24 protein-coding genes are annotated in these 21,971 nt (G+C 62.2%); 7 read left to right on the plus strand and 17 right to left on the minus strand.

From position 1 onward, the window contains the following. The first annotated feature begins 86 nt into the window (after window positions 1–86). Window positions 87–413 carry a Grx4 family monothiol glutaredoxin gene (grxD, locus tag J7302_RS00285; RefSeq protein ID WP_215368550.1) on the plus strand — a complete coding sequence of 109 codons (327 nt, stop codon included), beginning with the start codon at window positions 87–89 and terminating at the stop codon, window positions 411–413. A 129-nt stretch (window positions 414–542) separates the two neighbouring features. Here the strand turns inward: grxD and bfr are convergent, their stop codons facing one another. Then, window positions 543–1,013 carry a bacterioferritin gene (gene bfr, locus J7302_RS00290; RefSeq protein ID WP_215368552.1) on the minus strand — a complete coding sequence of 157 codons (471 nt, stop codon included), beginning with the start codon at window positions 1,011–1,013 and terminating at the stop codon, window positions 543–545. 201 nt (window positions 1,014–1,214) lie between these two features. Next, the gene (locus J7302_RS00295; RefSeq protein WP_215368554.1) at window positions 1,215–1,433 is read right to left on the minus strand and encodes a bacterioferritin-associated ferredoxin; all 219 of its coding nucleotides are present in this window, start codon (window positions 1,431–1,433) and stop codon (window positions 1,215–1,217) included. A 282-nt stretch (window positions 1,434–1,715) separates the two neighbouring features. Here J7302_RS00295 and J7302_RS00300 point away from each other — a divergent pair, with 282 nt between their 5' ends. Continuing rightward, window positions 1,716–2,318, plus strand: a complete 603-nt coding sequence (locus tag J7302_RS00300; RefSeq protein WP_215368556.1) for a peroxiredoxin — start codon at window positions 1,716–1,718, stop codon at window positions 2,316–2,318. A 130-nt stretch (window positions 2,319–2,448) separates the two neighbouring features. On the opposite strand, the gene rnt is transcribed toward J7302_RS00300, so the two are convergent. Together rnt and pyrC are read right to left on the minus strand one after the other, a co-directional pair. Then, window positions 2,449–3,123 (minus strand): ribonuclease T, encoded by a 675-nt coding sequence (rnt, locus tag J7302_RS00305; protein WP_215368558.1) that lies wholly within the window; start codon window positions 3,121–3,123, stop codon window positions 2,449–2,451. Further along, on the minus strand, window positions 3,120–4,166 hold the full coding sequence (gene pyrC, locus J7302_RS00310) for a dihydroorotase (protein ID WP_215368561.1): 1,047 nt from the start codon (window positions 4,164–4,166) through the stop codon (window positions 3,120–3,122). The genes rnt and pyrC overlap by 4 nt, the downstream gene beginning before the upstream one ends. 155 nt (window positions 4,167–4,321) lie before the next feature. Between pyrC and J7302_RS00315 the strand changes: the two genes are divergently transcribed. From J7302_RS00315 to gloA, 3 genes are all read left to right on the plus strand, one after another. Beyond that, entirely contained in the window at window positions 4,322–5,305 is a 984-nt protein-coding gene (locus J7302_RS00315) for a flagellar protein MotY (RefSeq protein WP_215368563.1), read from the plus strand. 123 nt (window positions 5,306–5,428) lie between these two features. Then, window positions 5,429–6,646: an argininosuccinate synthase gene (locus tag J7302_RS00320; RefSeq protein WP_215368565.1), complete on the plus strand. Its 1,218-nt coding sequence runs from the start codon at window positions 5,429–5,431 to the stop codon at window positions 6,644–6,646. A gap of 133 nt (window positions 6,647–6,779) precedes the next feature. Further along, window positions 6,780–7,172 carry a lactoylglutathione lyase gene (gene gloA / locus J7302_RS00325; protein WP_215368566.1) on the plus strand — a complete coding sequence of 131 codons (393 nt, stop codon included), beginning with the start codon at window positions 6,780–6,782 and terminating at the stop codon, window positions 7,170–7,172. Window positions 7,173–7,234: 62 nt separating this feature from the next. Here the strand turns inward: gloA and J7302_RS00330 are convergent, their stop codons facing one another. From J7302_RS00330 to metG, 8 genes are all read right to left on the minus strand, one after another. Continuing rightward, window positions 7,235–7,414 (minus strand): PA3496 family putative envelope integrity protein, encoded by a 180-nt coding sequence (locus J7302_RS00330; RefSeq protein ID WP_215368567.1) that lies wholly within the window; start codon window positions 7,412–7,414, stop codon window positions 7,235–7,237. 108 nt (window positions 7,415–7,522) lie between these two features. Continuing rightward, window positions 7,523–8,161, minus strand: coding sequence for an endonuclease III (gene nth, locus J7302_RS00335; protein ID WP_215368569.1), 639 nt, complete (start codon window positions 8,159–8,161; stop codon window positions 7,523–7,525). Next, entirely contained in the window at window positions 8,158–8,724 is a 567-nt protein-coding gene (locus J7302_RS00340; RefSeq protein ID WP_215368570.1) for an Rnf-Nqr domain containing protein, read from the minus strand. Before J7302_RS00340 ends, nth begins: the two co-directional genes overlap by 4 nt. Then, window positions 8,721–9,338, minus strand: coding sequence for an RnfABCDGE type electron transport complex subunit G (locus J7302_RS00345; RefSeq protein WP_215368571.1), 618 nt, complete (start codon window positions 9,336–9,338; stop codon window positions 8,721–8,723). The genes J7302_RS00340 and J7302_RS00345 overlap by 4 nt, the downstream gene beginning before the upstream one ends. Then, entirely contained in the window at window positions 9,335–10,345 is a 1,011-nt protein-coding gene (locus J7302_RS00350; protein WP_394359061.1) for an RnfABCDGE type electron transport complex subunit D, read from the minus strand. Before J7302_RS00350 ends, J7302_RS00345 begins: the two co-directional genes overlap by 4 nt. Before the next feature lie 32 nt (window positions 10,346–10,377). After that, a complete protein-coding gene (gene rsxB / locus J7302_RS00355; protein ID WP_251701798.1) occupies window positions 10,378–11,736 on the minus strand; it encodes an electron transport complex subunit RsxB in 1,359 nt (452 codons plus the stop codon). Beyond that, complete coding sequence (locus J7302_RS00360; RefSeq protein WP_215368572.1) at window positions 11,733–12,287, minus strand: Rnf-Nqr domain containing protein; 555 nt, start codon at window positions 12,285–12,287, stop codon at window positions 11,733–11,735. The genes rsxB and J7302_RS00360 overlap by 4 nt, the downstream gene beginning before the upstream one ends. Before the next feature lie 96 nt (window positions 12,288–12,383). Beyond that, window positions 12,384–14,426, minus strand: a complete 2,043-nt coding sequence (gene metG, locus J7302_RS00365) for a methionine--tRNA ligase (RefSeq protein ID WP_215368575.1) — start codon at window positions 14,424–14,426, stop codon at window positions 12,384–12,386. Between the two features lie 288 nt (window positions 14,427–14,714). Here metG and apbC point away from each other — a divergent pair, with 288 nt between their 5' ends. Further along, window positions 14,715–15,809 (plus strand): iron-sulfur cluster carrier protein ApbC, encoded by a 1,095-nt coding sequence (gene apbC / locus J7302_RS00370; protein WP_215368577.1) that lies wholly within the window; start codon window positions 14,715–14,717, stop codon window positions 15,807–15,809. A 90-nt stretch (window positions 15,810–15,899) separates the two neighbouring features. After that, a complete protein-coding gene (gene dcd / locus J7302_RS00375; protein ID WP_215368579.1) occupies window positions 15,900–16,466 on the plus strand; it encodes a dCTP deaminase in 567 nt (188 codons plus the stop codon). Between the two features lie 13 nt (window positions 16,467–16,479). Here dcd and J7302_RS00380 read toward each other — a convergent pair whose 3' ends face one another. From J7302_RS00380 to J7302_RS00400, 5 genes are all read right to left on the minus strand, one after another. Beyond that, window positions 16,480–16,926 (minus strand): hypothetical protein, encoded by a 447-nt coding sequence (locus tag J7302_RS00380; protein ID WP_215368580.1) that lies wholly within the window; start codon window positions 16,924–16,926, stop codon window positions 16,480–16,482. A gap of 250 nt (window positions 16,927–17,176) precedes the next feature. Next, a complete protein-coding gene (nadE, locus tag J7302_RS00385; protein ID WP_215368584.1) occupies window positions 17,177–18,007 on the minus strand; it encodes an ammonia-dependent NAD(+) synthetase in 831 nt (276 codons plus the stop codon). A 419-nt stretch (window positions 18,008–18,426) separates the two neighbouring features. After that, window positions 18,427–20,967 carry a penicillin acylase family protein gene (locus J7302_RS00390; protein WP_215368587.1) on the minus strand — a complete coding sequence of 847 codons (2,541 nt, stop codon included), beginning with the start codon at window positions 20,965–20,967 and terminating at the stop codon, window positions 18,427–18,429. A gap of 83 nt (window positions 20,968–21,050) precedes the next feature. Beyond that, complete coding sequence (locus tag J7302_RS00395; RefSeq protein ID WP_215368588.1) at window positions 21,051–21,701, minus strand: glutathione binding-like protein; 651 nt, start codon at window positions 21,699–21,701, stop codon at window positions 21,051–21,053. A gap of 75 nt (window positions 21,702–21,776) precedes the next feature. Continuing rightward, complete coding sequence (locus J7302_RS00400; RefSeq protein WP_215368589.1) at window positions 21,777–21,965, minus strand: SEC-C metal-binding domain-containing protein; 189 nt, start codon at window positions 21,963–21,965, stop codon at window positions 21,777–21,779. Window positions 21,966–21,971 lie beyond the last annotated feature (6 nt).

The raw sequence follows: 21,971 nt of genomic DNA on the forward strand, positions 1-21,971 counted from the left end.
GGAAGACCGAGCGACAGGCTCGGCTTTCCGATACAATGCCGCCATCCAGCCGACTCGACAGTCGGAAAGTTCAGCTGAGGTGCCCAATGGATATCATCGAAACCATCAAAGAGCAGATCGCCAACAACACTGTCCTGCTGTACATGAAAGGCTCGCCGAATGCACCGCAGTGCGGCTTTTCCGCCCGCGCCGCGCAAGTCCTGATGGCTTGCGGTGAGAAGTTCGCCTACGTCGACATCCTGCAGAATCCGGAGATTCGTGCGAACCTGCCGAAGTACGGGAACTGGCCGACTTTCCCGCAACTGTGGGTAAGCGGTGAACTGGTTGGCGGCAGCGACATCATGACCGAGATGTTCGAGAAGGGTGAGCTGCAACAACTGATCAAGGATGCCGTGAGCCAGGCCAGCGCCTGATCCGTCCCCTGATTGAAATAGCCCCGCGAAATGCGGGGCTGTTTTTTTTGTGGGCCTGGGACGAACTGGCAAGACCGCCGTGATCAATAAGAAGCCCCGCAATAGCGGGGCTTCTTATTGGGGACTGATTCATTCGTCCATCTGGGACTGCAGGTAGTTTTCCAGGCCGACTTTCTCGATCAGGCCCAGCTGGGTTTCCAGCCAGTCGATGTGCTCTTCCTCGGACTCCAGGATCTCTTCCAGCAACTCGCGGCTGCCGTAGTCGCCGACGCTTTCGCAGTAGGCGATGGCGGCTTTCAAGTCAGGCACAGCGTGCTGTTCAAGCTTGAGGTCGCAGGTCAGCATTTCCTTGGTGTTCTCACCGACCAGGAGTTTGCCAAGGTCCTGGAGGTTGGGGAGGCCTTCGAGAAAGAGAATGCGCTTGATCAGCTTGTCCGCATGCTTCATCTCGTCGATGGACTCTTTGTACTCGTGCTCACCCAGCTTGTTCAGACCCCAGTCTTCGTACATGCGGGCGTGCAGGAAGTATTGGTTGATCGCAACAAGCTCGTTCCCGAGGATCTTGTTGAGATGTTGGATGACTTTCTTGTCGCCTTTCATGTGGAGTCCTGCCATATGGAAGTAGGGAAACCATTGGATTCTGGTAGCCGGTAGTCATCCTGTCAAATCTAAGCTATTGAAATTTAAATGAATTTGAATGTGAATAAGAACGTTTAAATTCCACATTTGACCAGTAAATAGTTGAAAAATAGGCATAAAAAAACCGGACGCCAGGTCCGGTTTTCGTGTGTGCCGTAGATGTCAGGCGACCGCATAGCTCGCTGGATAAGCGAGGGCGGCCTGGCTGCTTTGCACCTCGGCCAGAGTTTCTTTCACCACTTGCTTGGCCAGGCAGGCGCACTTGCCGCACTGAGTGCCTACTTCAAGCGTATTACGCACCTCACGATAGCTGCAGCAGCCCTCGTAGATGGCATCGCGAATTTGACCGTCAGTGACACCTAGACAGAGACAGACGTACATGGCGACTCAAGGCTCGGTAGTGATTTGATGGGAGCGATACTAATAGTAATGAGAATGATTGTCAAAACAATGATGAAAGACCCGAGTTAGACAGTGCCGAGAGGGAAATATCCGGCGGGTTTCAGGCAATGGCCGAGAAGTCGAAAGCGGTGGGCGCTGCCATAAACGGGAGTGTATGATTGCGGGTCCTTGTGTTCCCGGGTGTCATCGCGTGGCCACATTCAAGGGCCAGGCTTTGTTCCCGACCTTCAACTTATTCCTCATGACAACAGGAGACATGGAATGAGCGTACTCGTAGGCAAGCAGGCTCCGGACTTCACCGTCGCCGCGGTACTGGGCAATGGCGAAATCGTAGAGAACTTCACCCTGTCCTCGGCCATCAAGGGCAAATACGGCCTGGTGTTCTTCTACCCGCTGGACTTCACCTTCGTATGCCCGTCCGAGCTGATCGCTCTGGACCACCGCATCCCCGAGTTCCAGGCCCGTGGCGTGGAAGTGATCGGCGTGTCCATCGACTCCCACTTCACCCACAACGCCTGGCGTAACACCCCGGTGGACAAGGGCGGTATCGGCCCGGTCAAGTACACCCTGGCTGCTGACATGAAGCACGACATCGCCAAGGCCTATGACGTCGAGTCCGAAGGTGGCGTGGCTTACCGCGGTGCTTTCCTGATCGACAAGAACGGCGTGGTGCGTTCCCAGATCGTCAACGACCTGCCGCTGGGCCGTAACATGGATGAGCTGCTGCGTCTGGTCGATGCCCTGCAATTCACCGAAGAGCACGGCGAAGTTTGCCCGGCCAACTGGAAGAAAGGCGATAAAGGCATGACCGCTTCGCCGGAGGGCGTTGCCAAGTATCTGGCCGAGAACGCCAGCAGCCTGTAAGGCTCTGCGTCAATCGCCCAAGAAAAAGCCCGGCTGATGCCGGGCTTTTTCATGTCTGGGTTTTTCGTAGGAGCGAGCTTGCTCGCGAATGTTCGCCGGCAAGCGGGCCCCTACGGAGGACGCGGTGGGGTCAGTCGTAATCTTCCATCCAGCCGCCCATCTCCTTCCAACGGTTGACGATGCCGCAGAACAGCTCGGCGGTCTTCTCGGTGTCGTAACGGGCTGAGTGCGCTTCTCGGCCGTCGAACTCGATGCCGGCGGCCTGGCAGGCTTTTGCCAGGACAGTCTGGCCATAGGCAAGACCGGCCAGGGTGGCCGTGTCGAAGCTCGAGAACGGGTGGAACGGGTTGCGCTTGATGCCGGTACGCAGAACCGCTGCGTTGAGGAAGCCGAGGTCGAAACTGCTGTTGTGGCCGACCAGGATCGCCCGCTTGCAGCCGTTGGCCTTGATCGACTTGCGCAGGCCACGGAAGATTTCGGTCAGCGCGTGCTCCTCGGTTACCGCCATGCGCAGCGGATGATCCAGCTTGATACCGGTGAACTCCAGTGCCGCCTGTTCGATGTTGGCGCCTTCGAATGGCTCGACGCGGAAGAAATGCGTGTGATCCGGGTAGAGAAACCCTTGCTCATCCATCGCCACGGTAGTCGCGGCGATCTCCAGCAGGGCATCGGTGGCGGCGTTGAAGCCCCCGGTCTCGACGTCCACCACCACGGGCAGGTAGCCACGGAATCGCGCAGCCATGGGATGGCGCGGCCCGGCTGGAAAGCTGACGTCGAGTTCGTCTTCGTAGAGGTCTTCGCTCACGCTTTCTCCTCCAGCAGACGCCAACGCAGCGTCTCGCCAGCGCGCAGCGGAACTACGCTTTGCTCACCGAGGGGCAGGGTGGCGGGGGCGGTCCATTCTTCGCGAATCAGGGTGATGTGGTCGGTATTACGCGGCAAACCGTAGAAGTCGGGGCCATGCATGCTCGCAAAGGCTTCCAGTTTGTCCAGCGCGTTACGCTGCTCGAAGGCTTCGGCATAGAGCTCGATAGCCGCATAGGCGGTGTAGCAGCCGGCGCAGCCACAGGCGGCTTCCTTGGCCTGCTTGGCGTGTGGTGCCGAGTCGGTACCAAGGAAGAACTTCGTGCTGCCACTGGTGGCCGCGTCGAGGAGGGCTTCCTGGTGCACGTTGCGCTTGAGGATCGGCAAGCAGTAGAAGTGCGGGCGAATGCCCCCGACCAGCATGTGGTTGCGGTTGTACAGCAGATGATGGGCGGTGATGGTGGCCGCAACGTTGGTCGAGGCGCTATTCACGAACTGCACCGCATCGCTGGTGGTGATGTGCTCGAACACCACTTTCAGCGTCGGGAAGCGCTCGACCACGCGACGCAGATGCTCGTCGATGAACACCTTCTCACGGTCGAACACGTCGATTTCGCCACGGGTCACTTCGCCGTGCACCAGCAGGAGCATACCTACTTCGGCCATGGCTTCCAGGGCCGGGAAGATCTTGTCGATGCTGGTGACGCCGGAGTCCGAGTTGGTGGTCGCGCCCGCCGGGTAGAGCTTGGCTGCATGGATGAAGCCGGAGGCCTTGGCCGCGCGGATGTCCTCAGGGCTGGTGCGGTCGGTGAGGTAGAGCACCATCAGCGGTTCGAAGCGGCTGCCGGCGGGGCGGGCGGCAAGAATGCGCTGACGGTAAGCGTCGGCTTCTTCGGCGTTTCGAACAGGGGGCACCAGGTTGGGCATGATGATGGCGCGGCCGAAAGTGCGGGCGGCATCTGCGACGGTATGGGCCAGCACGGCACCATCACGCAGGTGGATGTGCCAGTCGTCGGGACGCAGGAGGGTCAAACGGTCGGACATGAGGGGCTTCCAGGCGGGCAGAACTCGTCGTGCATGCTACCGGAAAAGGCAGGCAGGGGCACGCCGCGCTTGCGCCGCCGGGTATTTGGGCCTCAAGTTTTGCCCGTTGGCTCCGATAGCCCTCTGGAGTGCCGATTTTCTCCGTGGAGCCCGCCGTGCGTCAGCGCTACCTCGTCCTGCTCAGCTTGCTCGCCAGCCTGCCGGCCATGGCCATTACGTTCCAGACACGCTTGGAGAAGGTGGAGTGGAAGGTTGAAGGGGACAAGTTCGAGTGCCGCCTGTCGCAGCCCATTGCGGATTTCGGGGCTGGCGAGTTCGTGCGACGCGCCGGTGAGCAGGCGACGTTCCGGCTCAAGGCCAGGGAGCGTTGGCTAGGGGTAGGCTCCGCAACCCTCCTCGCGGCCGCGGCACCCTGGCAGCCCGGGCGAGGTGATATCAATCTGGGTGTCGTCAGCGTGGGTTCCGGTGAGGTGCCGTTCAACAGCTCGCAGCAGCAGGCTGGGCGCTTGCTCACCGGTTTGCTGGATGGGCGCAGCCCCGTTGTGCGACATCGGACGCTGCAGGGCGGCGAGTCCGTTGAGGTTCGCTTGCTGCCAGTGAAGTTCAAGCAGGCCTATCAGGAATATCTCGCCTGCACGGCCAAGCTGTTGCCGGTCAACTACGACCAGATCAAACGGGCCCAGATCGGTTTCCCGGGTGGCGGCGTCGATCTCGATGCCATGGGACAGGCAAAGTTGGAGATCATCGTCGACTTCATCAAGGCAGACCCCAGCGTGAACCACATCGAAGTCGACGGGCATTCGGACAATAGTGGCAACCGCCTGACCAATCGCGACCTCTCACGGCGCCGGGCCCAGGCGGTGTCCGACTACCTGAAGGCCAATGGCATTCCTGGCGACCAGATCGTCATGCGCTTCCACGGCGAGCGTTACCCGCTAGCGTCGAACAGCAGCACGGGCAATCGTGCGAAGAACCGCCGGGTAACCATTCAGCTGTCCCGGGTGGAGGTACCCGCACAAGCGCCCGCCGCTGCTACCGAGGCCTTACCGGCACAACCTGCGGTGCCAGCCACTGATGCAGCGGCGGTGCGCGCTGGCGCAGCCCCGACTACCGTACCAACGGCTGGGGCAGGCGGCTGACTCAAGTCGCGCCCTCGACATAAACTGTCGCCTCGTCGTCATAAGCTGTCGCGCCTCTATAATTTGGCCGCCAGGGTCAGTAGAATCACGGGTTTTTCGTACAACCCCCGTGGAGTTGATGGCATGGCGGACGTAAAGAAGGTTGTCCTGGCTTATTCCGGTGGCCTGGACACCTCGGTGATCCTCAAGTGGCTGCAAGATACCTATAACTGCGAAGTGGTGACCTTCACCGCTGACCTGGGTCAGGGCGAAGAGGTCGAGCCGGCCCGCGCCAAGGCACAGGCCATGGGCGTCAAGGAAATCTACATTGACGACCTGCGCGAAGAATTCGTCCGCGATTTCGTCTACCCGATGTTCCGCGCCAACACCGTCTACGAAGGCGAGTACCTGCTGGGCACCTCCATTGCCCGTCCGCTGATCGCCAAGCGTCTGATCGAGATCGCCAACGAGACCGGCGCCGATGCCATCTCCCATGGCGCTACCGGCAAGGGTAACGACCAGGTACGTTTCGAGCTCGGCGCCTATGCGCTGAAGCCGGGCGTCAAGGTGATCGCTCCCTGGCGCGAGTGGGACCTGCTGTCCCGCGAGAAGCTCATGGACTACGCCGAAAAGCACGGTATCCCGATCGAGCGTCACGGCAAGAAAAAATCCCCGTACTCCATGGACGCCAACCTGCTGCACATCTCCTATGAAGGCGGCGTGCTGGAAGACACCTGGACCGAGCACGAAGAGGACATGTGGCGCTGGACCAAGTCTCCGGAAGCCGCGCCGAACACCCCGACCTACATCGAGCTGACCTACCGCGCCGGTGACATCGTTGCCATCGACGGCAAGGAAATGACTCCGGCTCAGGTGCTGGCCGAGCTGAACCGCATCGGTGGCGAGAACGGCGTTGGCCGCCTCGACATCGTCGAGAACCGCTATGTCGGCATGAAGTCTCGTGGCTGCTACGAGACCCCCGGCGGCACCATCATGCTCAAGGCCCACCGCGCCATCGAGTCCATCACCCTGGATCGCGAAGTCGCGCACCTGAAAGACGAGCTGATGCCGAAGTACGCCAGCCTGATCTACACCGGTTACTGGTGGAGCCCGGAGCGTCTGATGCTGCAGCAGATGATCGATGCCTCCCAGGCCAACGTGAATGGTGTGGTGCGCCTGAAGCTGTACAAGGGCAACGTCATCGTGGTTGGCCGCAAGTCCGACGACTCCCTGTTCGACGCCAACATCGCCACCTTCGAGGACGATGCCGGCGCCTACAACCAGGCCGATGCCGCGGGCTTCATCAAGCTCAACGCCCTGCGCATGCGCATTGCTGCGAACAAAGGCCGCAAGCTGTTCTGAGCTGACTGATGTAGGAGCGAGTTCCGCTCGCGAAGCTTTTGCTTTTACCCCGGTTCGCGAGCAAGCTCGTTCCTACAGGCACAACCCCGGCCACGAGCCGGGGTTTTTCTTTTAGCCAATGAGGAGAAGAACGATGAGGTTGCTGCATACCATGCTGCGTGTCGGCGATCTGGACAAATCCATCGCGTTCTATACCGAAGTACTAGGCATGACACTGTTGCGGCGCAAGGATTACCCGGACGGCCAGTTCACCCTGGCATTCGTCGGTTACGGCGATGAAGCCCACAACAGTGTGATTGAGCTGACCTACAACTGGGGCGTTGACAGCTACGAGCTGGGTACCGGTTACGGCCATATCGCCCTGGAAGTGGCGGACGTCTACAAGGCCTGCGAGGACATCCGTGCGCGCGGTGGCAAGATCACCCGCGAGCCGGGTCCGATGAAGCATGGCAGCAGCATCCTGGCCTTCGTGGAAGACCCGGACGGCTACAAGATCGAACTCCTTTCGCCGTCGCGCCAGGACTGAGCGAACTGCTCACACTGGATAAAGAAAAGCCCCGCGAAGCGGGGCTTTTTATTGTTTCTCGATTACAAGTCGAAATCGTAATCGGAGAGTTGCTTCTGCAAGCGACGTTCTTCGAGGTAGTTGTCGATGATGCGGCGCTTGGTCAGGTTGGTCTTGGCGTTTTCCACTGGGGCTTCGCCGTCTTCAGCGTCTTCCGAGACGAAGTCTTCTTCGATCTCGATTTCATCTTTGCCGGTGCTCATCAGGATCACTCCACAATACGAGGCGCTATTGGCGCACCTTATAACGGCAAAGTTGGGGGTGGTAAAAAAGATTTTTTCAATTGCCCGAAGGGTCAAATAAATAAAGATTCAATCGTCCGAGGTCTTCGTCTTGAACTCGCAAAGATCCTCGATCCGGCAGCTGCCGCAGCGGGGCTTGCGTGCCTGGCAAACGTAGCGGCCATGCAGGATCAGCCAGTGGTGTGCATCCAGCAGGAATTCTTTTGGCACAAATTTCACCAACTTCTTTTCCACCTCCAGCACGGTCTTGCCCGGAGCGATGCCGGTGCGGTTGCTGACCCGGAAGATGTGCGTGTCCACGGCCATGGCCGGTTGCCGGAATGCCGTGTTGAGCACCACGTTGGCGGTCTTGCGACCGACACCCGGCAGGGCTTCGAGGTCTTCACGGTTATCCGGCACCTGGCTGCCGTGCTTCTCGATCAGCAGGCGGCAGGTTTCGATGACGTTCTTCGCCTTGCTGTTGTAGAGGCCGATGGTCTTGATGTACTCCGACAACCCGTCGACGCCGAGGGCGTAAATGGCTTCCGGCGTGTTGGCCACCGGGTAGAGCTTCGCCGTGGCCTTGTTGACCCCGACATCGGTGGCCTGGGCGGAGAGGATTACCGCGATCAGCAGTTCGAAGGGCGTGCTGTAGGCCAATTCGGTTTGAGGGTTGGGATTGTCTTCGTGCAGGCGGCGGAAGATTTCGAGACGTTTTGCGGCGTTCATGGGCGATTGGAGTACGAAGCTGAAAGGGTGCGCCAAAGTGCGATCAGGATACCCAGCAGGATAAATCCACCGGGGGCCAAAGCGAACAGCGGAATGCCGTCGGCACCGAATTTCAATTGCCAGCCGAGGGCGACGGGCCCTAGCAGCCAGTCCAGGTGGGCGAACAATCCGGCGTGGCCGAGCACTTCGCGTAGACAGCCGAGCAGCAGCGCCAGGAGGGCGAAGATACATCCGGCGCGCAAGGTGCTGGAGGGGGCCTGCGCCAGTTGCAGACAGGGGAGTGTGAGCAGGGCCAGGAACGGGCCGAGGCTACGGTGCAATTCGAACGCCCAGGCTTGCATCAGCAGGTCGATCAGGCTGACCAGCAGGGCCGTCGTCAGCAGCACACCCAGCCAGTAGGCGGGGCCGTCGAGATGGCTGCGCAGCGGAATCAGCAGTAATCCGAACAGCGCGGTCAAGGGCAGGCCGGCCAGGGCCAGGCCAAGGCCCTTGACGGCCAGGTCGCAGGCACCGACCAGCACTGCCAAACCCAACAGGCCAAAACCAGCTTGCCGGGGGCTCATGGCGTGGGCTCCTTGGTCGGGGCCAGCAGCCGATCACGATTGCGGTCGAAGAACTGCAGCGCGTGCTGGGTGGCGGTCACGACCGCGCGGGAAGTGATGGTGGCGCCGGCAATCTCGTCGAATTGGCCCTTGTCGGCCTTCACGCGCCATTCCTGGTTCGGGTAACTGGCAAGGGAGTGGCCGCTGAAACTTTCGAGCCAGCTGCTCCTGGCTGCTTCGATGCGGTCGCCGATGCCGGGCGTTTCGCGGTGGGCTAGCACTTTCACGGCCAGCAAGCGGCCATCCGGGCGAATGGCCAGCAGCAGCTGGATCGGGCCTTCGTAGCCTTTGGCGCGGGCTTTCAAAAGCACGGCGCTGGGCGAGCCTTGCCGGGTAGCAAGCCAGGCAGCAGGCGGCTCGGGACTGCCCAGCAGCTCGGCGGCTTGAATGGCAATGGGGCGGGCCAGTGGGTGGTTGTCGTAGCTGCCGGGCGGCAATAGGTCGAGCAGGGCGCGCTCGGCGGCGGCTTGCCGCTCGGCTTCGATACGCCCACCGAGTGCCTGCTGCAGGCCGATCAGGATTGCCAGGCCGAGGATGGCGATCAGTGCTAGGTGGCCAATCTGCCGGGCGCTCATGGCTGTGCCCCAACGGTGCGCGAGGTGGTGCGCTCGAGCAGCGGCACCAGCAGGTTCATCAGCAGCACGGCAAAGGCCACGCCGTCCGGATAGCCGCCCCAGGTACGGATCGCATAGGCCAGCGCGCCAACGCCGATGCCGAACAGCAGGCGCGCGCGGTCTTCCGATGGGCTGGTGACAGGCTCGGTGGCGATGAAAAATGCGCCGAGCATGGTAGCCCCGGTGAACAGATGGAACAGCGGTGAGCCGTTGGAGTCGGAACCGCTGCCGTTCCAGCACAACAGGCTCAGGATGAAGAGGCTGGCGAGCGTGCCGGCGGGGATCTGCCAGCGGATGACCTTGCGCTGCAGGAGCAACAGGCCGCCTGCGAGGAAGGCGAGGTTGACCCATTCGCTGCCGCGTCCACCGACTCCGCCGAAGGCCGGGTGCCCGGCGAAGAGCTCTTCGACCGTCAAACGGTTGTTGTGCTTCAGGCTGTCCAGGGCGGTGGCTTGGCTCCAGCCGTCAACCAGGCCGCTTTCAAGGCCGAAGACATGCTGGATCGAGGCGCCCAGCCCCGGATGGTGACCCGGTACCGGCCATTGGCTCATGGCTGCGGGGAAGGCGACCAGTGCGAGCGCGCAACCGAGCATGGCCGGGTTGAAGGGGTTCTGGCCGAAGCCTCCGAACAGCGCCTTGCCGAACAGGATGGCGAAGGCGCAGGTGCAGACCGTCAGCCACCAAGGTGCATAGGGCGGTAGCGTCAATGCCAGTAGAGCGGCGCTGACCAAGGCGCTGCCCTCGGCCAGCAGCGGCTGGTTGAACAGCGATTGATCGGCCTGGACCGATTGGTGACGTAGGCGACGTACTAGCGCCTCGCAAGCCACCGCGGTGACGATGGCGATGAGCAGTTGCAACAGGCTGCCCCAGCCGAATTGCCAGAGCAGGGTCAGGAGGCCAGGAAGGCAGGCGAGCAGCACCCACTGCATGCTGGGGCGTGGGTCGAATGCCGACTTAGTCACAGCCACTCTCCGGGCTGTGCATTGGGCAAAACGCACGATCAGCGCTGTTCACTGAGCTGCCGTTCAGCGGTTGCCAGGCGTTCGCGTGCTTGGGCCAGCAATTGTTCGTCGACATCGGCCTGGCGCTCCAGTTTGCTGACCTCCGCACGGGCGTAGGCCAGCTCGGTTTTCAGCGCCCGCAATGCAGGGTCGATCGGGCGCTTTTCGATGCGCTGTAGCTGCGGTACTGGTTTTCCGCTGGCTTCTTCTGCCGTGTGCAGGGCTTGCTCCGCATCCGCCAGGGCCTGGCGCAGGGCGACCAGCTCCGGCTCGGTGGCGCCACGCTGCTCGGCACTCTTGAGTTCGGCACGGCGGCTGGCCAGGGCGATCTTGGCTTGCTTGAGGCGTGCCTCGCCTTCACTGGGCAAGGCACTGGTCGGTTGGGTGGCTTCCAGGCGTTGCTGGGCCTGGTCGACGATGCGGCGCAGTTCCTCCAATTGAGCCAACTGATCCGCGGAGGGGTCGTCGCCGTAAGCTGTCTCGGCCTTGCTCAGCTGTGCGCGGGCCATGGCGGCGGCGATTTTTGCCTGCTTGTGCTGGGCATCGTTGGTGACCGGAGCCGCCAGGGCGGCCTTGAGGGCAGCTTGCGCCTTGTCGTTGGCAGCTCGCAGTTCCGCCACCAGGGTTTCCAATTCAGCGGTGCCGTAGGCTGCCAACTGCTTTTCGGCCTTGGTGAGGGCGACCTGGGCCATGGCGGCTTCGATCTTCAGGCGCTTCTGCTGGTCGCTCAGTGTTGTGCTGGTGGCTTTCTGTGCCTTGACCCGCTCAATGGCAGCCTGCACCGGATCGGCGGGAGCTGCCGCTTGCGGGGTCTGTACCCGGACCGCTCGGTTGGCACGGGCTGCGCGCTCGGCCTGCCTGCGGGCCTCGTCTCGCTGCAGGCGTGCATTGTGGGCTTCAAAGCGGGTGCGAAACTGGTCGGCTCGCTGGCGCTGCGCCACGGCTTCCGGCTCGGCTAACGGCAGGATGTCGATGCAATCCACAGGGCAAGGCGCCACACACAGCTCGCAGCCGGTGCATTCGTCTGTGAGGATGGTATGCATCTGCTTGGCTGCGCCGACGATGGCGTCCACCGGGCAGGCCTGGATGCACTTGGTGCAACCGATGCACTCGGCCTCGCGGATGAAGGCGATCTGTGGCGGTACCGGCCCGTTGGGCGCATCCAGGGGCAATATCGGGACGTGCAGCAACTCGGCCAAAGCCTGGATCGTGGCGCTGCCGCCTGGCGGGCACTTGTTGATCGCCTCACCTTGGGCGATGCCTTCGGCGTAGGGCTTGCAACCGGGGTGGCCGCATTTCCCGCACTGGGTTTGTGGCAGCAGGGCGTCGATGCTGCGGATCAGGGCTAAGTCGTTCATGTAGTGCCGAATCCGTTGAAACCAAGGAAGGCCAGCCCCATGAGTCCAGCGCAGATCAGCAGCATGGGCGTGCCTTTGAAAGGGGCGGGCACATCGGTCTGTTCCACCTGCTCAAGCAGGTCATCGAACAGGGTGAGGGCCAGCCAGAAACCGAGGCCGCCACCGATGCCCAGGCCCAGGGCATGCCAGAAGCTGTTGGCGCTGGCCAACAGCATGGCGCCGAGGGCTGCGCCGTTGCCCAGCAGCAGCGGCCAGAGGCCGTGACTGGGCAAGGTCGGGCGTAGCTGCGCGAGCAGTCGCAGGGCCAGCCAGGCGAGCGGTGCCAGCAGTGGCAGGAAGAGGAACAGGCGCAGCGCCCCCAGCCCCAACGGCGTCAGCAACAGGCGGTCTAGCAACCAGGCCAGCGGCACGGCCGACACCAGCATGGCCGAGCTGGCCATTGCCAGGGCCTGGCTGCGCGGTTGGCGCAACGCATCGGCGCCCAGCGGCAAGCCGAGGAGCAGGTTGTTGACCAGCGCTGCGCTGAGCAGCGTGAGTATGAATTCGATCATGGCCGCGCAGGAGCAGGGGCAAGGCCTCGGGGTGAGGCAGGAGGTATGAGGGCAGTCTAGCTCGCAGGAGCGGCGAGGCCGCTCCTGCCGCTTGGCTTACTTCACGCGCTGGCCCGGCTTGGCACCACTGTCGGGGCTCAGCAGGTAGATTTCTTCGCCGCCGGGGCCGGCCGCCAGGACCATGCCTTCGGAAACGCCGAACTTCATCTTGCGCGCTGCCAGGTTGGCGACATAGAGGGTCAGGCGACCTTCCAGCTTGCTCGGGTCCGGATAGGCGCTCTTGATGCCGGAGAACACGTTGCGCTTGGCATCGCCGATGTCGAGGGTCAGGCGCAGCAGCTTGTCGGCACCTTCGACGAACTCGGCCTTCTCGATCAGGGCGATGCGCAGGTCGACGGCGGCGAAGGTATCGAAGGCGATTTCGGCGGCCAGCGGCTCCTTGGTCAGCTCGCCATTGCCCTGCACGGCGGGGGCGGTGTTCTGGGCGGCGAGGTCTTCCTTGGAGGCAGCAATCATGGCGTCGATCTTCGCGGGCTCGATACGGGTCATCAGCGGGTTGAACGGGTTCAGCTGGTGGTCGGCCAGCAGCGTCTCGTGGTCGGCCCAGGTCAGCGGGGCGACGTTGAGGAAGCCCTCGGCGGCGGCGGCCAGGCTCGGCAGCACCGGTTTGAGGAAAATCACCAGCTGGCGGAACAGGTTGACGCCGGCAGCGCAGACAGCCTGCACCTCGGCCTGCTTGCCTTCCTGCTTGGCCAGAGCCCAAGGCGCCTTGTCGGCGATCCAGGCATTGGCGCGGTCGGCCAGCGCCATGATTTCGCGCATGGCGCGGGCGAAGTCACGGTTCTCGAAGGCGTCGGCAACGCTCGGGGCGGCTGCCTTGAAGTCGGCGAACAGCTCGGGGGCGGCGTTATCGGCCACCAGCTTGCCGGCATTGCCCTTGTGGATGAACCCGGCGCATCGGCTGGCGATGTTGACCACTTTACCCACCAGGTCGGAGTTGACCTTCTGTACGAAGTCCTCGAGGTTCAGGTCGAGGTCATCGACGCCACGGCCGAGCTTGGCAGCGTAGTAGTAGCGCAGGTATTCCGGGCTCAGGTGGTCAAGGTAGGTGCGCGCCTTGATGAAGGTGCCGCGCGATTTGGACATCTTCTGGCCGTTCACGGTCAGGTAGCCGTGCACGTTCAGCGCGGTCGGCTTGCGGTAGCCGGCGCCTTCGAGCATGGCCGGCCAGAACAGGGCGTGGAAGTTGACGATGTCCTTGCCGATGAAGTGGTACAGCTCGGCGGTCGAGTTCTTGTTCCAGTAGGCGTCGAAGTCCAGCTCCGGGCGGCGTGCGCAGAGGTTCTGGAAGCTGGCCATGTAGCCGATGGGTGCATCCAGCCAGACGTAGAAGTACTTACCAGGCGCATCCGGGATCTCGAAGCCGAAGTACGGCGCATCACGGCTGATGTCCCACTCTTGCAGGCCGGCGTCCAGCCATTCGGCGATCTTGTTGGCCACCGACTCCTGCAGGGCGCCACTGCGGGTCCACTGCTTCAGCATGGCGTCGAAGTTCGGCAGCTTGAAGAAGTAGTGCAGCGACTCCTTGAGCACCGGGGTGGCGCCGGAAATCGCCGACTTCGGATTCTTCAACTCGGTGGGCGAGTATGTGGCGCCGCAGGATTCGCAATTGTCGCCGTACTGGTCTTCAGCGCCACATTTCGGGCAGGTGCCCTTGATGAAACGGTCGGCCAGGAACATCTGCTTTTCCGGGTCGAAATACTGAGTGACTGGACGGGTGCCGATGTGGCCGGCTTCACGCAGCTTGGTGTAGATGCTGCCGGAGAGGACGCGGTTCTCTTCCGAGTGGGTCGAGTAGTAGTTGTCGAAGTCCACCAGGAAGTCGGCGAAGTCGGTGGTGTGCTCGGCGCGGACGTTGTCGATCAACTGCTCGGAGCTAATGCCTTCCTTTTCGGCGCGCAGCATGATGGCGGAGCCATGGGCGTCGTCGGCGCAGACGTAAATGGCCTGGTTGCCGCGCATCTTCTGGAAGCGCACCCAGATATCGGTCTGGATGTACTCGACCATATGCCCGAGGTGGATGGACCCGTTGGCATAGGGGAGGGCGCTTGTCACAAGGATTTTGCGGGGCTCGGTCATGGTGCTCGGCTACCGGATACGGAACGAAGGGAAGTCGGCAACTATAAAGGTCCGGCGCGAATTTTTCATCCGTGCGCGTCCCAGGCGTCGGGCGGTCGGTTAGGATAGCCACCTGTTTCCAGGCGGCTTGAAACCGTCGCGAGCGAACGCAAGGCAAGGCAAAAACAACTGAGGAAGCGGAATTTACGTTTGTAAATGAGCATGCCGAGGTTGTTTTTAACGCCGCATCGCCGAGCGCAGCCGGTTTCATGCAGTCTGGTTTGCTCGGTCTTTATCTGGAGTCCCACCATGAGCACCCTTTCCCGCGCCCTGGTCGAAGCTACGCTGCGCCAGTTCACCGATCCCCATCTTGACCAGGACCCAGTCAGCGCCGGTTGCCTGCGTGAGGTCGATATCCAGGGCGGCAAGGTCCGCGTGCGCCTGGAACTGGGCTATGCCGCCGGACTGTTCAAAGCCGGCTGGGCGCAGATGCTGAAGATGTCACTGGAGAACCTCGATGGCGTCGACAGCGCCGAAGTGCAGGTGGACTGCGTGATCGGTGCGCACAAGGCTCAGGAGCAGGTGCCGGCCCTGGCCAACGTGAAGAACATCATCGCCGTCGCTTCCGGCAAGGGCGGCGTGGGCAAGTCCACCACCGCCGCGAACCTGGCCCTTGCGCTGGCCCGTGAAGGTGCACGTGTGGGCATCCTCGACGCCGATATCTATGGTCCCAGTCAGGGCATCATGTTCGGCATCCCCGAAGGCACCCGGCCCAAGGTGCGCGACCAGAAGTTCTTCGTACCTATCGAGGCCCATGGTGTCCAGGTGATGTCCATGGCTTTCCTTACCGACGACAACACGCCGGTGGTGTGGCGCGGCCCGATGGTCTCCGGTGCGTTGATCCAGCTGATCACCCAGACCGCCTGGGAAGGCCTGGACTACCTGGTGGTGGATATGCCGCCGGGCACTGGCGACATTCAACTGACCCTGGCGCAGAAAGTGCCGGTGGCCGGCGCGGTGATCGTTACCACCCCGCAGGACCTTGCCTTGCTGGACGCCAAGAAGGGCGTGGAGATGTTCCGCAAGGTGAACATCCCTGTGCTGGGTGTGGTGGAGAACATGGCGGTGCACATCTGTTCCAACTGCGGCCATGCCGAGCACCTGTTCGGTGAGGGCGGCGGCGAGAAGCTGGCCGCCCAGTATGGTGTCGAGTTGCTGGCGTCGCTGCCGCTGTCCATGGCCATCCGAATGCAGTCCGACGGCGGCAAGCCCACCACCATCGCCGACCCGGAAAGCCAGATCGCCATGATCTACCAGCAGATGGCCCGCTGTGTGGGTGCGCGGATCGCGCTTTCCGACCAGGCCGCCACTGCCATGCCGAACATCACGATCAGCGACGACTGACGGCCCGGCCATCCGGCGGGGCCTTTGCCGAGGCTTCTGCCGGACTGTAAGATTCGCCGTCAATTTTCAGCCCCTGACAGGACAGCCGCCATGAGCATCAAATCGGACAAGTGGATTCGCCGCATGGCACAGGAACACGGGATGATCGAGCCGTTCGTCGAGCGCCAGGTGCGCGGCGCGGACGAGAGCCGGGTGATTTCCTACGGGGTGTCCAGCTATGGCTACGACGTGCGTTGTGCCGACGAGTTCAAGGTGTTCACCAATATCTATTCCGCGGTGGTGGATCCGAAGAACTTCGACGAGAAGAGCTTCGTCGACATCAAGAGCGACGTCTGCATCATCCCGCCGAACTCCTTCGCCCTGGCTCGCACGGTCGAGTACTTCCGCATCCCGCGTGATGTGCTGACCATCTGCCTGGGCAAAAGCACCTATGCGCGCTGCGGCATCATCGTCAACGTCACGCCGCTGGAGCCGGAGTGGGAAGGCCACGTGACCCTGGAGTTCTCCAACACCACCAACCTGCCAGCGAAGATTTACGCCAACGAAGGCGTGGCGCAGATGCTGTTCCTGCAATCCGACGAGGCTTGTGAAGTGTCGTACAAGGATCGCGGCGGCAAATATCAGGGGCAGACCGGAGTTACGCTGCCCAAGGCGTGATGCCCCTGTAAAATCAAAAAGCCGGGCTCGATGCCCGGCTTTTTTTTTGGGTTCTTTGCGGAATCGGGGGGAGGAGCGAGTTGACGGTCGGGGAAGTGGGTAAATTGGCAATCGCCAAACATCCCAACCCCCACCCCCTGCTGATCAGTCTTGAACCCCAAACCGAGCGCTTCCCGATTTGCAGCCGCGTGCCAGACCCAACCTGTTGATCCACGAGCAGCAGCACATTCGCCAGGTGCGGGATCGTGACCTGCAGGATCAGCGCGTCCTGCTGCAACTGCCGGTGCGTCGCGTGCGGACGCGTATCCGAGCGGATCGACTGTCTGGCGCCGGCTTCCCGCCTTCCCCGGAAAGCAGCCTGCAACACCTCCTTGGCGGACTTGTCGGGCGGAGTGAATCGAAGGCGCGCGAAACCTTGTAGGAGCCAGCTTGCTGGCGAATGGCGCATGTTCGCCAGCAAGCTGGCTCCTACAGAGAGAGTACTGGCTATCCGGCTGTCAACTCGCATCTCCCCCGGATTCCGCGATGAACCTTTTTTTGCCTGTTTGTTTCCCTCACCCCCCAGCCTCTCTCCCGGAGAGAGAGGGGTTCTATCGTACCGAGTTGGGGTCTGATCTAAGCCTTGCTTCGCATAAGCCGGAAGAACTGACGGGCGTTAAGCACGACTCACTCCTCTCCGTTCAGAGGGAGGAGCTGGGGGAGCGGGCGGATCAGGGCACCAGCGGCAACATGCGCTTGTGCTGGCTGTTGTCGTAGGTGCGTACGATGGTGGCGTAAGCCTCCGGGCTGACGTCCTGGCCATGCAGGAAGGCGTCAATCTCGGCGTAGGTGACGCCATGGGCCTCCTCGTCGGGCTTGCCCGGGCGCAATTCTTCCAGGTCGGCAGTAGGCACCTTGTGCACCAGGGTGTCCGGCGCGCCCAGGTGGCGAGAGATGCTGCGCACCTGGTTTTTCACCAGGCCACTGAGGGGGGCCAGGTCGCAGGCGCCGTCGCCGAACTTGGTGAAGAAGCCCATGACCGCCTCGGCCGCGTGGTCGGTGCCGATGACCAGGCCGTTGTTGGCGTTGGCAATGGCGAACTGGGCGACCATGCGAATGCGCGCCTTGATGTTGCCGACCACGAAGTCGCGGCGGGCATCGGTCAGGTGGTTGAGGTGGGTGACCTGCTCGCTGAGGCCGAGCACGCTGTCGGCAATGTTCACCGTCTCTTCCTCATCGGCGCGGATGAAGTCCATCGCGATCTGGGCGTCGTGCTCGTCGTGCTGGACGTTGTAGGGCAGGCGCACGGCGATGAAACGGTAACCGTTGTCGCCCGTTTCTGCGCGCAGTTCCTCGACGCTTAGCTGGGCCAGGCGCCCGGCGGTGGTCGAGTCGACACCGCCGCTGATGCCCAGCACCAGGACTTTCAGGCCAGAGTTGCGCAGGCAGCCTTTAATGAAGGCCTTGCGGCGTTCGATTTCTGCTACCAGGGCGGCTTCGTCGGCGAAGGGCGGAACCACGTCCAGGGCGGTGGCGATCTCTTGCTGGCGATTGGTGCTCATGTGGGGGTCCTTGCTGGGTGACGCTGACGCGGAAACATGATTCGGATAAGCGATAAAGTGTACGTCGCGGTAATCATGGCCAGGGCAGCCGATGATGAAACGGGAGAATGCGGGAAGGGCTCGACAGGCGCAAGGGCGGCGCGCAGGCGAAAAAATAGGCGCCAGTTGGCGCCCAGGAGCAATGAGCAATGCTTAGGGTCTGAGTCCCTCGTTTCGGCAAAGTTCAATGAGTGATACAGAAAAGCCATCATTGGCTCAGGTCTGCATCCCTGGATGCGCTTGGAGGTGCGAATGAACTCGCCCAGCAGCCCTTTGCGGGAAAAAGAAAAGGCGCCCGAGGGCGCCTTGAAAGTGTGATCTATGGAGTAAGTCCACTGGATAGGATCAAAGCGACAGCGGGAAGTTCCGCCGCTATTCGATCATTTCTGTGGAGTCAGCATCAGCCGTTTGGTGCCATAGACGGAATCGAGGTTCTGCGACTGGAAGGGGAACTTCATGTAGCGCGCTTTCAGCCAGGCGTCGATACCGTCGGCATAGTGAGGGCTGGCCGGGTTGCCGGACTGGCCTGAGCTGTTCACGCCGAGCATGGGTTCCGGCTGGCCGAAGTCGACGATGATGCGCATCGCCGGGATCAGCCATGTGTCGAAGTTCTGGCCCCAGTGGTAGGCGGAAACGTTCAAGGTGCTGTGGTCGCCGCCGGCCGGATAAGGGCCACGGTCGAGGTAGCCCTTGATGGCACTGATGCTGGTGCGCTGGCTGCTGCTCATGTAGGGCGCCAGGCGGGTGCTCTCGGTGGCCCAGGTGTAGCTGTGCAGTTTGCCCCACTGCCAGGCCTTGCGGTCGGCGCCCAGACGGCCTTCGACAAAGGTCACGGCGGCCGCCAGGCTACGGGCCAGGATGGCTGCCTTGTCTTCCTTCTGCGAGGTGTTCACATCATCCCAGAATGGGCTGTCGATACGGCCTAGCAGGTGGTCGGCCTGGGCCGAGTAGGACAGGTCACCAGCCTGGATCAGGGCGCGCCAGGCTTGGCTAGTATCCGGGCCCAGTTCGTCGAGGAAGGTCTGCCGTGCGCTTTCGTGGAGGAAGGCGCTGTAGAGCGCCGCGTCGGCGGAGGTGGGGCTTAGGCGGCCGTCGAAGGCCAGCAGCCGGTCCAGCGCTTCGCGGGCTTTGGCCTGTTCTGCTGCCGGCAAGGCGGCTATGGCCGCTTTCAGAGGCTGCGCCATGCCTGGGTCCTGGAACATGGTCTTGAGCTTGGTGGCAAAGGGTGTGGTCTGGTCGTATTGCATGGCAATCATGCTTTGCCAGTCGTGCTTGCCGCCGCCAGCCAGCTCGGCGATGCGCTCAGCTCGCTCCGGGTAGTACCAGGAGCTGGACAGCTGCACGCCGTAACCCCCCTGAACGGTGCGGTGGTTGGCAGTGCCCAGCCAGCCTTGCATCGGGTCCTGGTCGTACGGGTGCAGCATGGGGTCCGCGTAGCCGTCCCAATCGTAGCGGCTGTCCCAGCCCGGGGAGGGCAGGAGGCCTCTTCCTTCGCGGCGGTTCGGGTAGCGGCCGGAAACCTGCCAGGCAATATGCTGCGCGTCGGCATAGAGGATGTTCAGGCCAACGGCGCGGATAGCGCGCGTGGCCTCGTGCGCTTGCTCGACGGATTGTGCGCGGGACAGTGCGAAAAAGGCGTCCAGCGATTGGTCCGTTTCGAATTGGCTGGTTTGCAGCGCGATGCCCAGCCCGCTTTTGACCTCCAACGGCTGCAGCGGGTGCTTGCGTTGGCCAAGTACCGAGTTGAGCAGCGGACCGTGGCGGGTCTCGTAGATGACCTCGCGTACCGGCCGCTGGCCCTTGATGAAAAAGGTTTCCACGCGCTCGACAGTGGGTTGCCATTTACCATCGGCGAGGTAGTAAAGACGATTGCCCTGGCGCTGCAATTTCTCCAGGAACAGGTCCTGGTTGTCGCCCATGACCATGGTCATGCCCCAGGCCAGTTTGCCGTTGTAGCCAGCGACGATGGCGGGTACCCCGGCAATGGACACGCCGGCGGCCTGGTATTTCGGCGAACGGATCTGCACGAAGTTCCACATCGACGGCATGGAGAGCGGCAGATGGGTGTCGTTGGCCAGGACGCTGCGGCCTGTGCGGCTCTTCTGCGGGGAGATTGCCCAATTGTTGGAGGCAGCGACGCCCAACATGTTGAGCGCGGCGATCTGCCCGGTGGTGTCGCTGACAGCGGCCAGGCCGGGGATCTGGCCATCTAGTGGCAGTCCCTTGAGCTTTTCCGCTTCCTCGAAAGGCAGCGGCTCATCCGGGTAGATCGGAGTCAGCCAGGCGAGCTTGTCGGCACCGACTTTCTGCGCCATCACCAGGGCGGCGATCTCTTCCTGCAAGTTCACAGACAGGCCAAAGTTCAGCAGGGTGAACACGAGCACGGAGTCTTCAGGCTTCCAGTAGGCCGGGCGGTAGCCGGATTCAGCCAGATCCATCGGAAGATTGTCGCGGTAGCGGAATAGGTAGGCGTTCACGCCGCGCGCATAGACCGAGAAGAACTCCTTCAGGCGAGGCGAGGCGTTCTTGTAGAGGATGTCTGCGCTCTTACGCAGGTTGACGGCGCGCATGAAACGGTCAATTTCCAGGGCGCCAGGGCCGACCATCTCCGACAGGCGCCCCTCCGCCATCAGCCGCAGCCCAGTCATTTGGCTGAGACGGTCCGATGCGTGAACGTAGCCAAGGGTGAAAAGCGCGTCGTGGAATGTGGTGGTCTCGATCAGCGGCATTCCCAGCGGGTTGCGGCGGATCGATACGCTTTGCGCCAGCCCCTTGACCGGCTGGAAGCCACTGGTTGGAGGCAGGCTGCTGGAATAGCGGCTGTCCAGCCAGGACTGGCAGCCGCTGAGCCCTATCATGGTGCCAGCAATGGCGGCGACGCAAAACCGGGAAATAAGGCGCTTGAGGGCTGGCGAAGCCATGGAACGGACTCTCCTGAGAGGGCGCAAAGGTTGAAGCGCGCTACGTTAGTGAGCCGCCCCGCGCCGCGCAAGCGCCGTCCGGCTTACTTTTTCGTGGCTGCCGGGTTCACCTGGGCGATGAGGTCGTAGGCACGTACGGTCGCAGGGCGTGCCTGAATCGCTGTGAACCAGCGCTTGAGATCGGGGAAGTCATCCAGGTTCTGCTCCTGCCACTGGTGCGGGACGATCCAGGGGTAGATCGCCATGTCGGCGATGCTGTACTGCTCACCCGCTGCGAATGGACGGTCGGCCAGGTGTTTGTCGAGCACGCCATAGAGGCGCGCGGTTTCTTTCACGTAGCGCTGGATGGCGTAGGGGATCTTCTCCGGGGCGAAGCGGTTGAAGTGGTGGTTCTGACCAGCCATCGGGCCCAGGCCACCCATCTGCCAGAACAGCCATTGCAGGCATTGCTGGCGGCCACGCAGCTCCTGCGGGATGAAGCGGCCGGTCTTCTCGGCCAGGTAAAGCAGGATGGCGCCGGACTCGAACAGGGAAATCGGTTCGCCGCCATCGATGGGCTCGTTGTCGATGATCGCCGGGATGCGGTTGTTCGGGGCGACCTCCAGAAAGTGTGGCTGGAACTGCTCGTCCTTGCCGATGTTGATCGGGTGGATACGGTAGGGCAGGCCAGTCTCTTCAAGGAACAGGGTGATCTTGTGGCCGTTGGGAGTAGTCCAGTAGTACAAATCGATCATCGATGAGGCTCCTGGTTTGTGCCATCCGAAAACGAAGAGGCCCGCACGCGGCGGGCCTGGTGAAGGTCCGGGCACTCAGGCGCCGTGGCACTTCTTGAATTTTTTCTGGCTACCGCAGGGGCAGGGGTCGTTGCGGCCCACTTCCTTCAGCGGATTGCGCACCGGTTCCTGGTGGCCGTGATTGCAGTGAGGGCCGTGTACGTGGTGATCATGGCCGTGGTCGTGGTTGCAATCGGGGCCGTGGACGTGGGGTTCTTGACTCATGAGGGT

The sequence above is a fragment of the Metapseudomonas boanensis genome (assembly GCF_018704125.1).
Lineage (GTDB): Bacteria > Pseudomonadota > Gammaproteobacteria > Pseudomonadales > Pseudomonadaceae > Metapseudomonas > Metapseudomonas boanensis.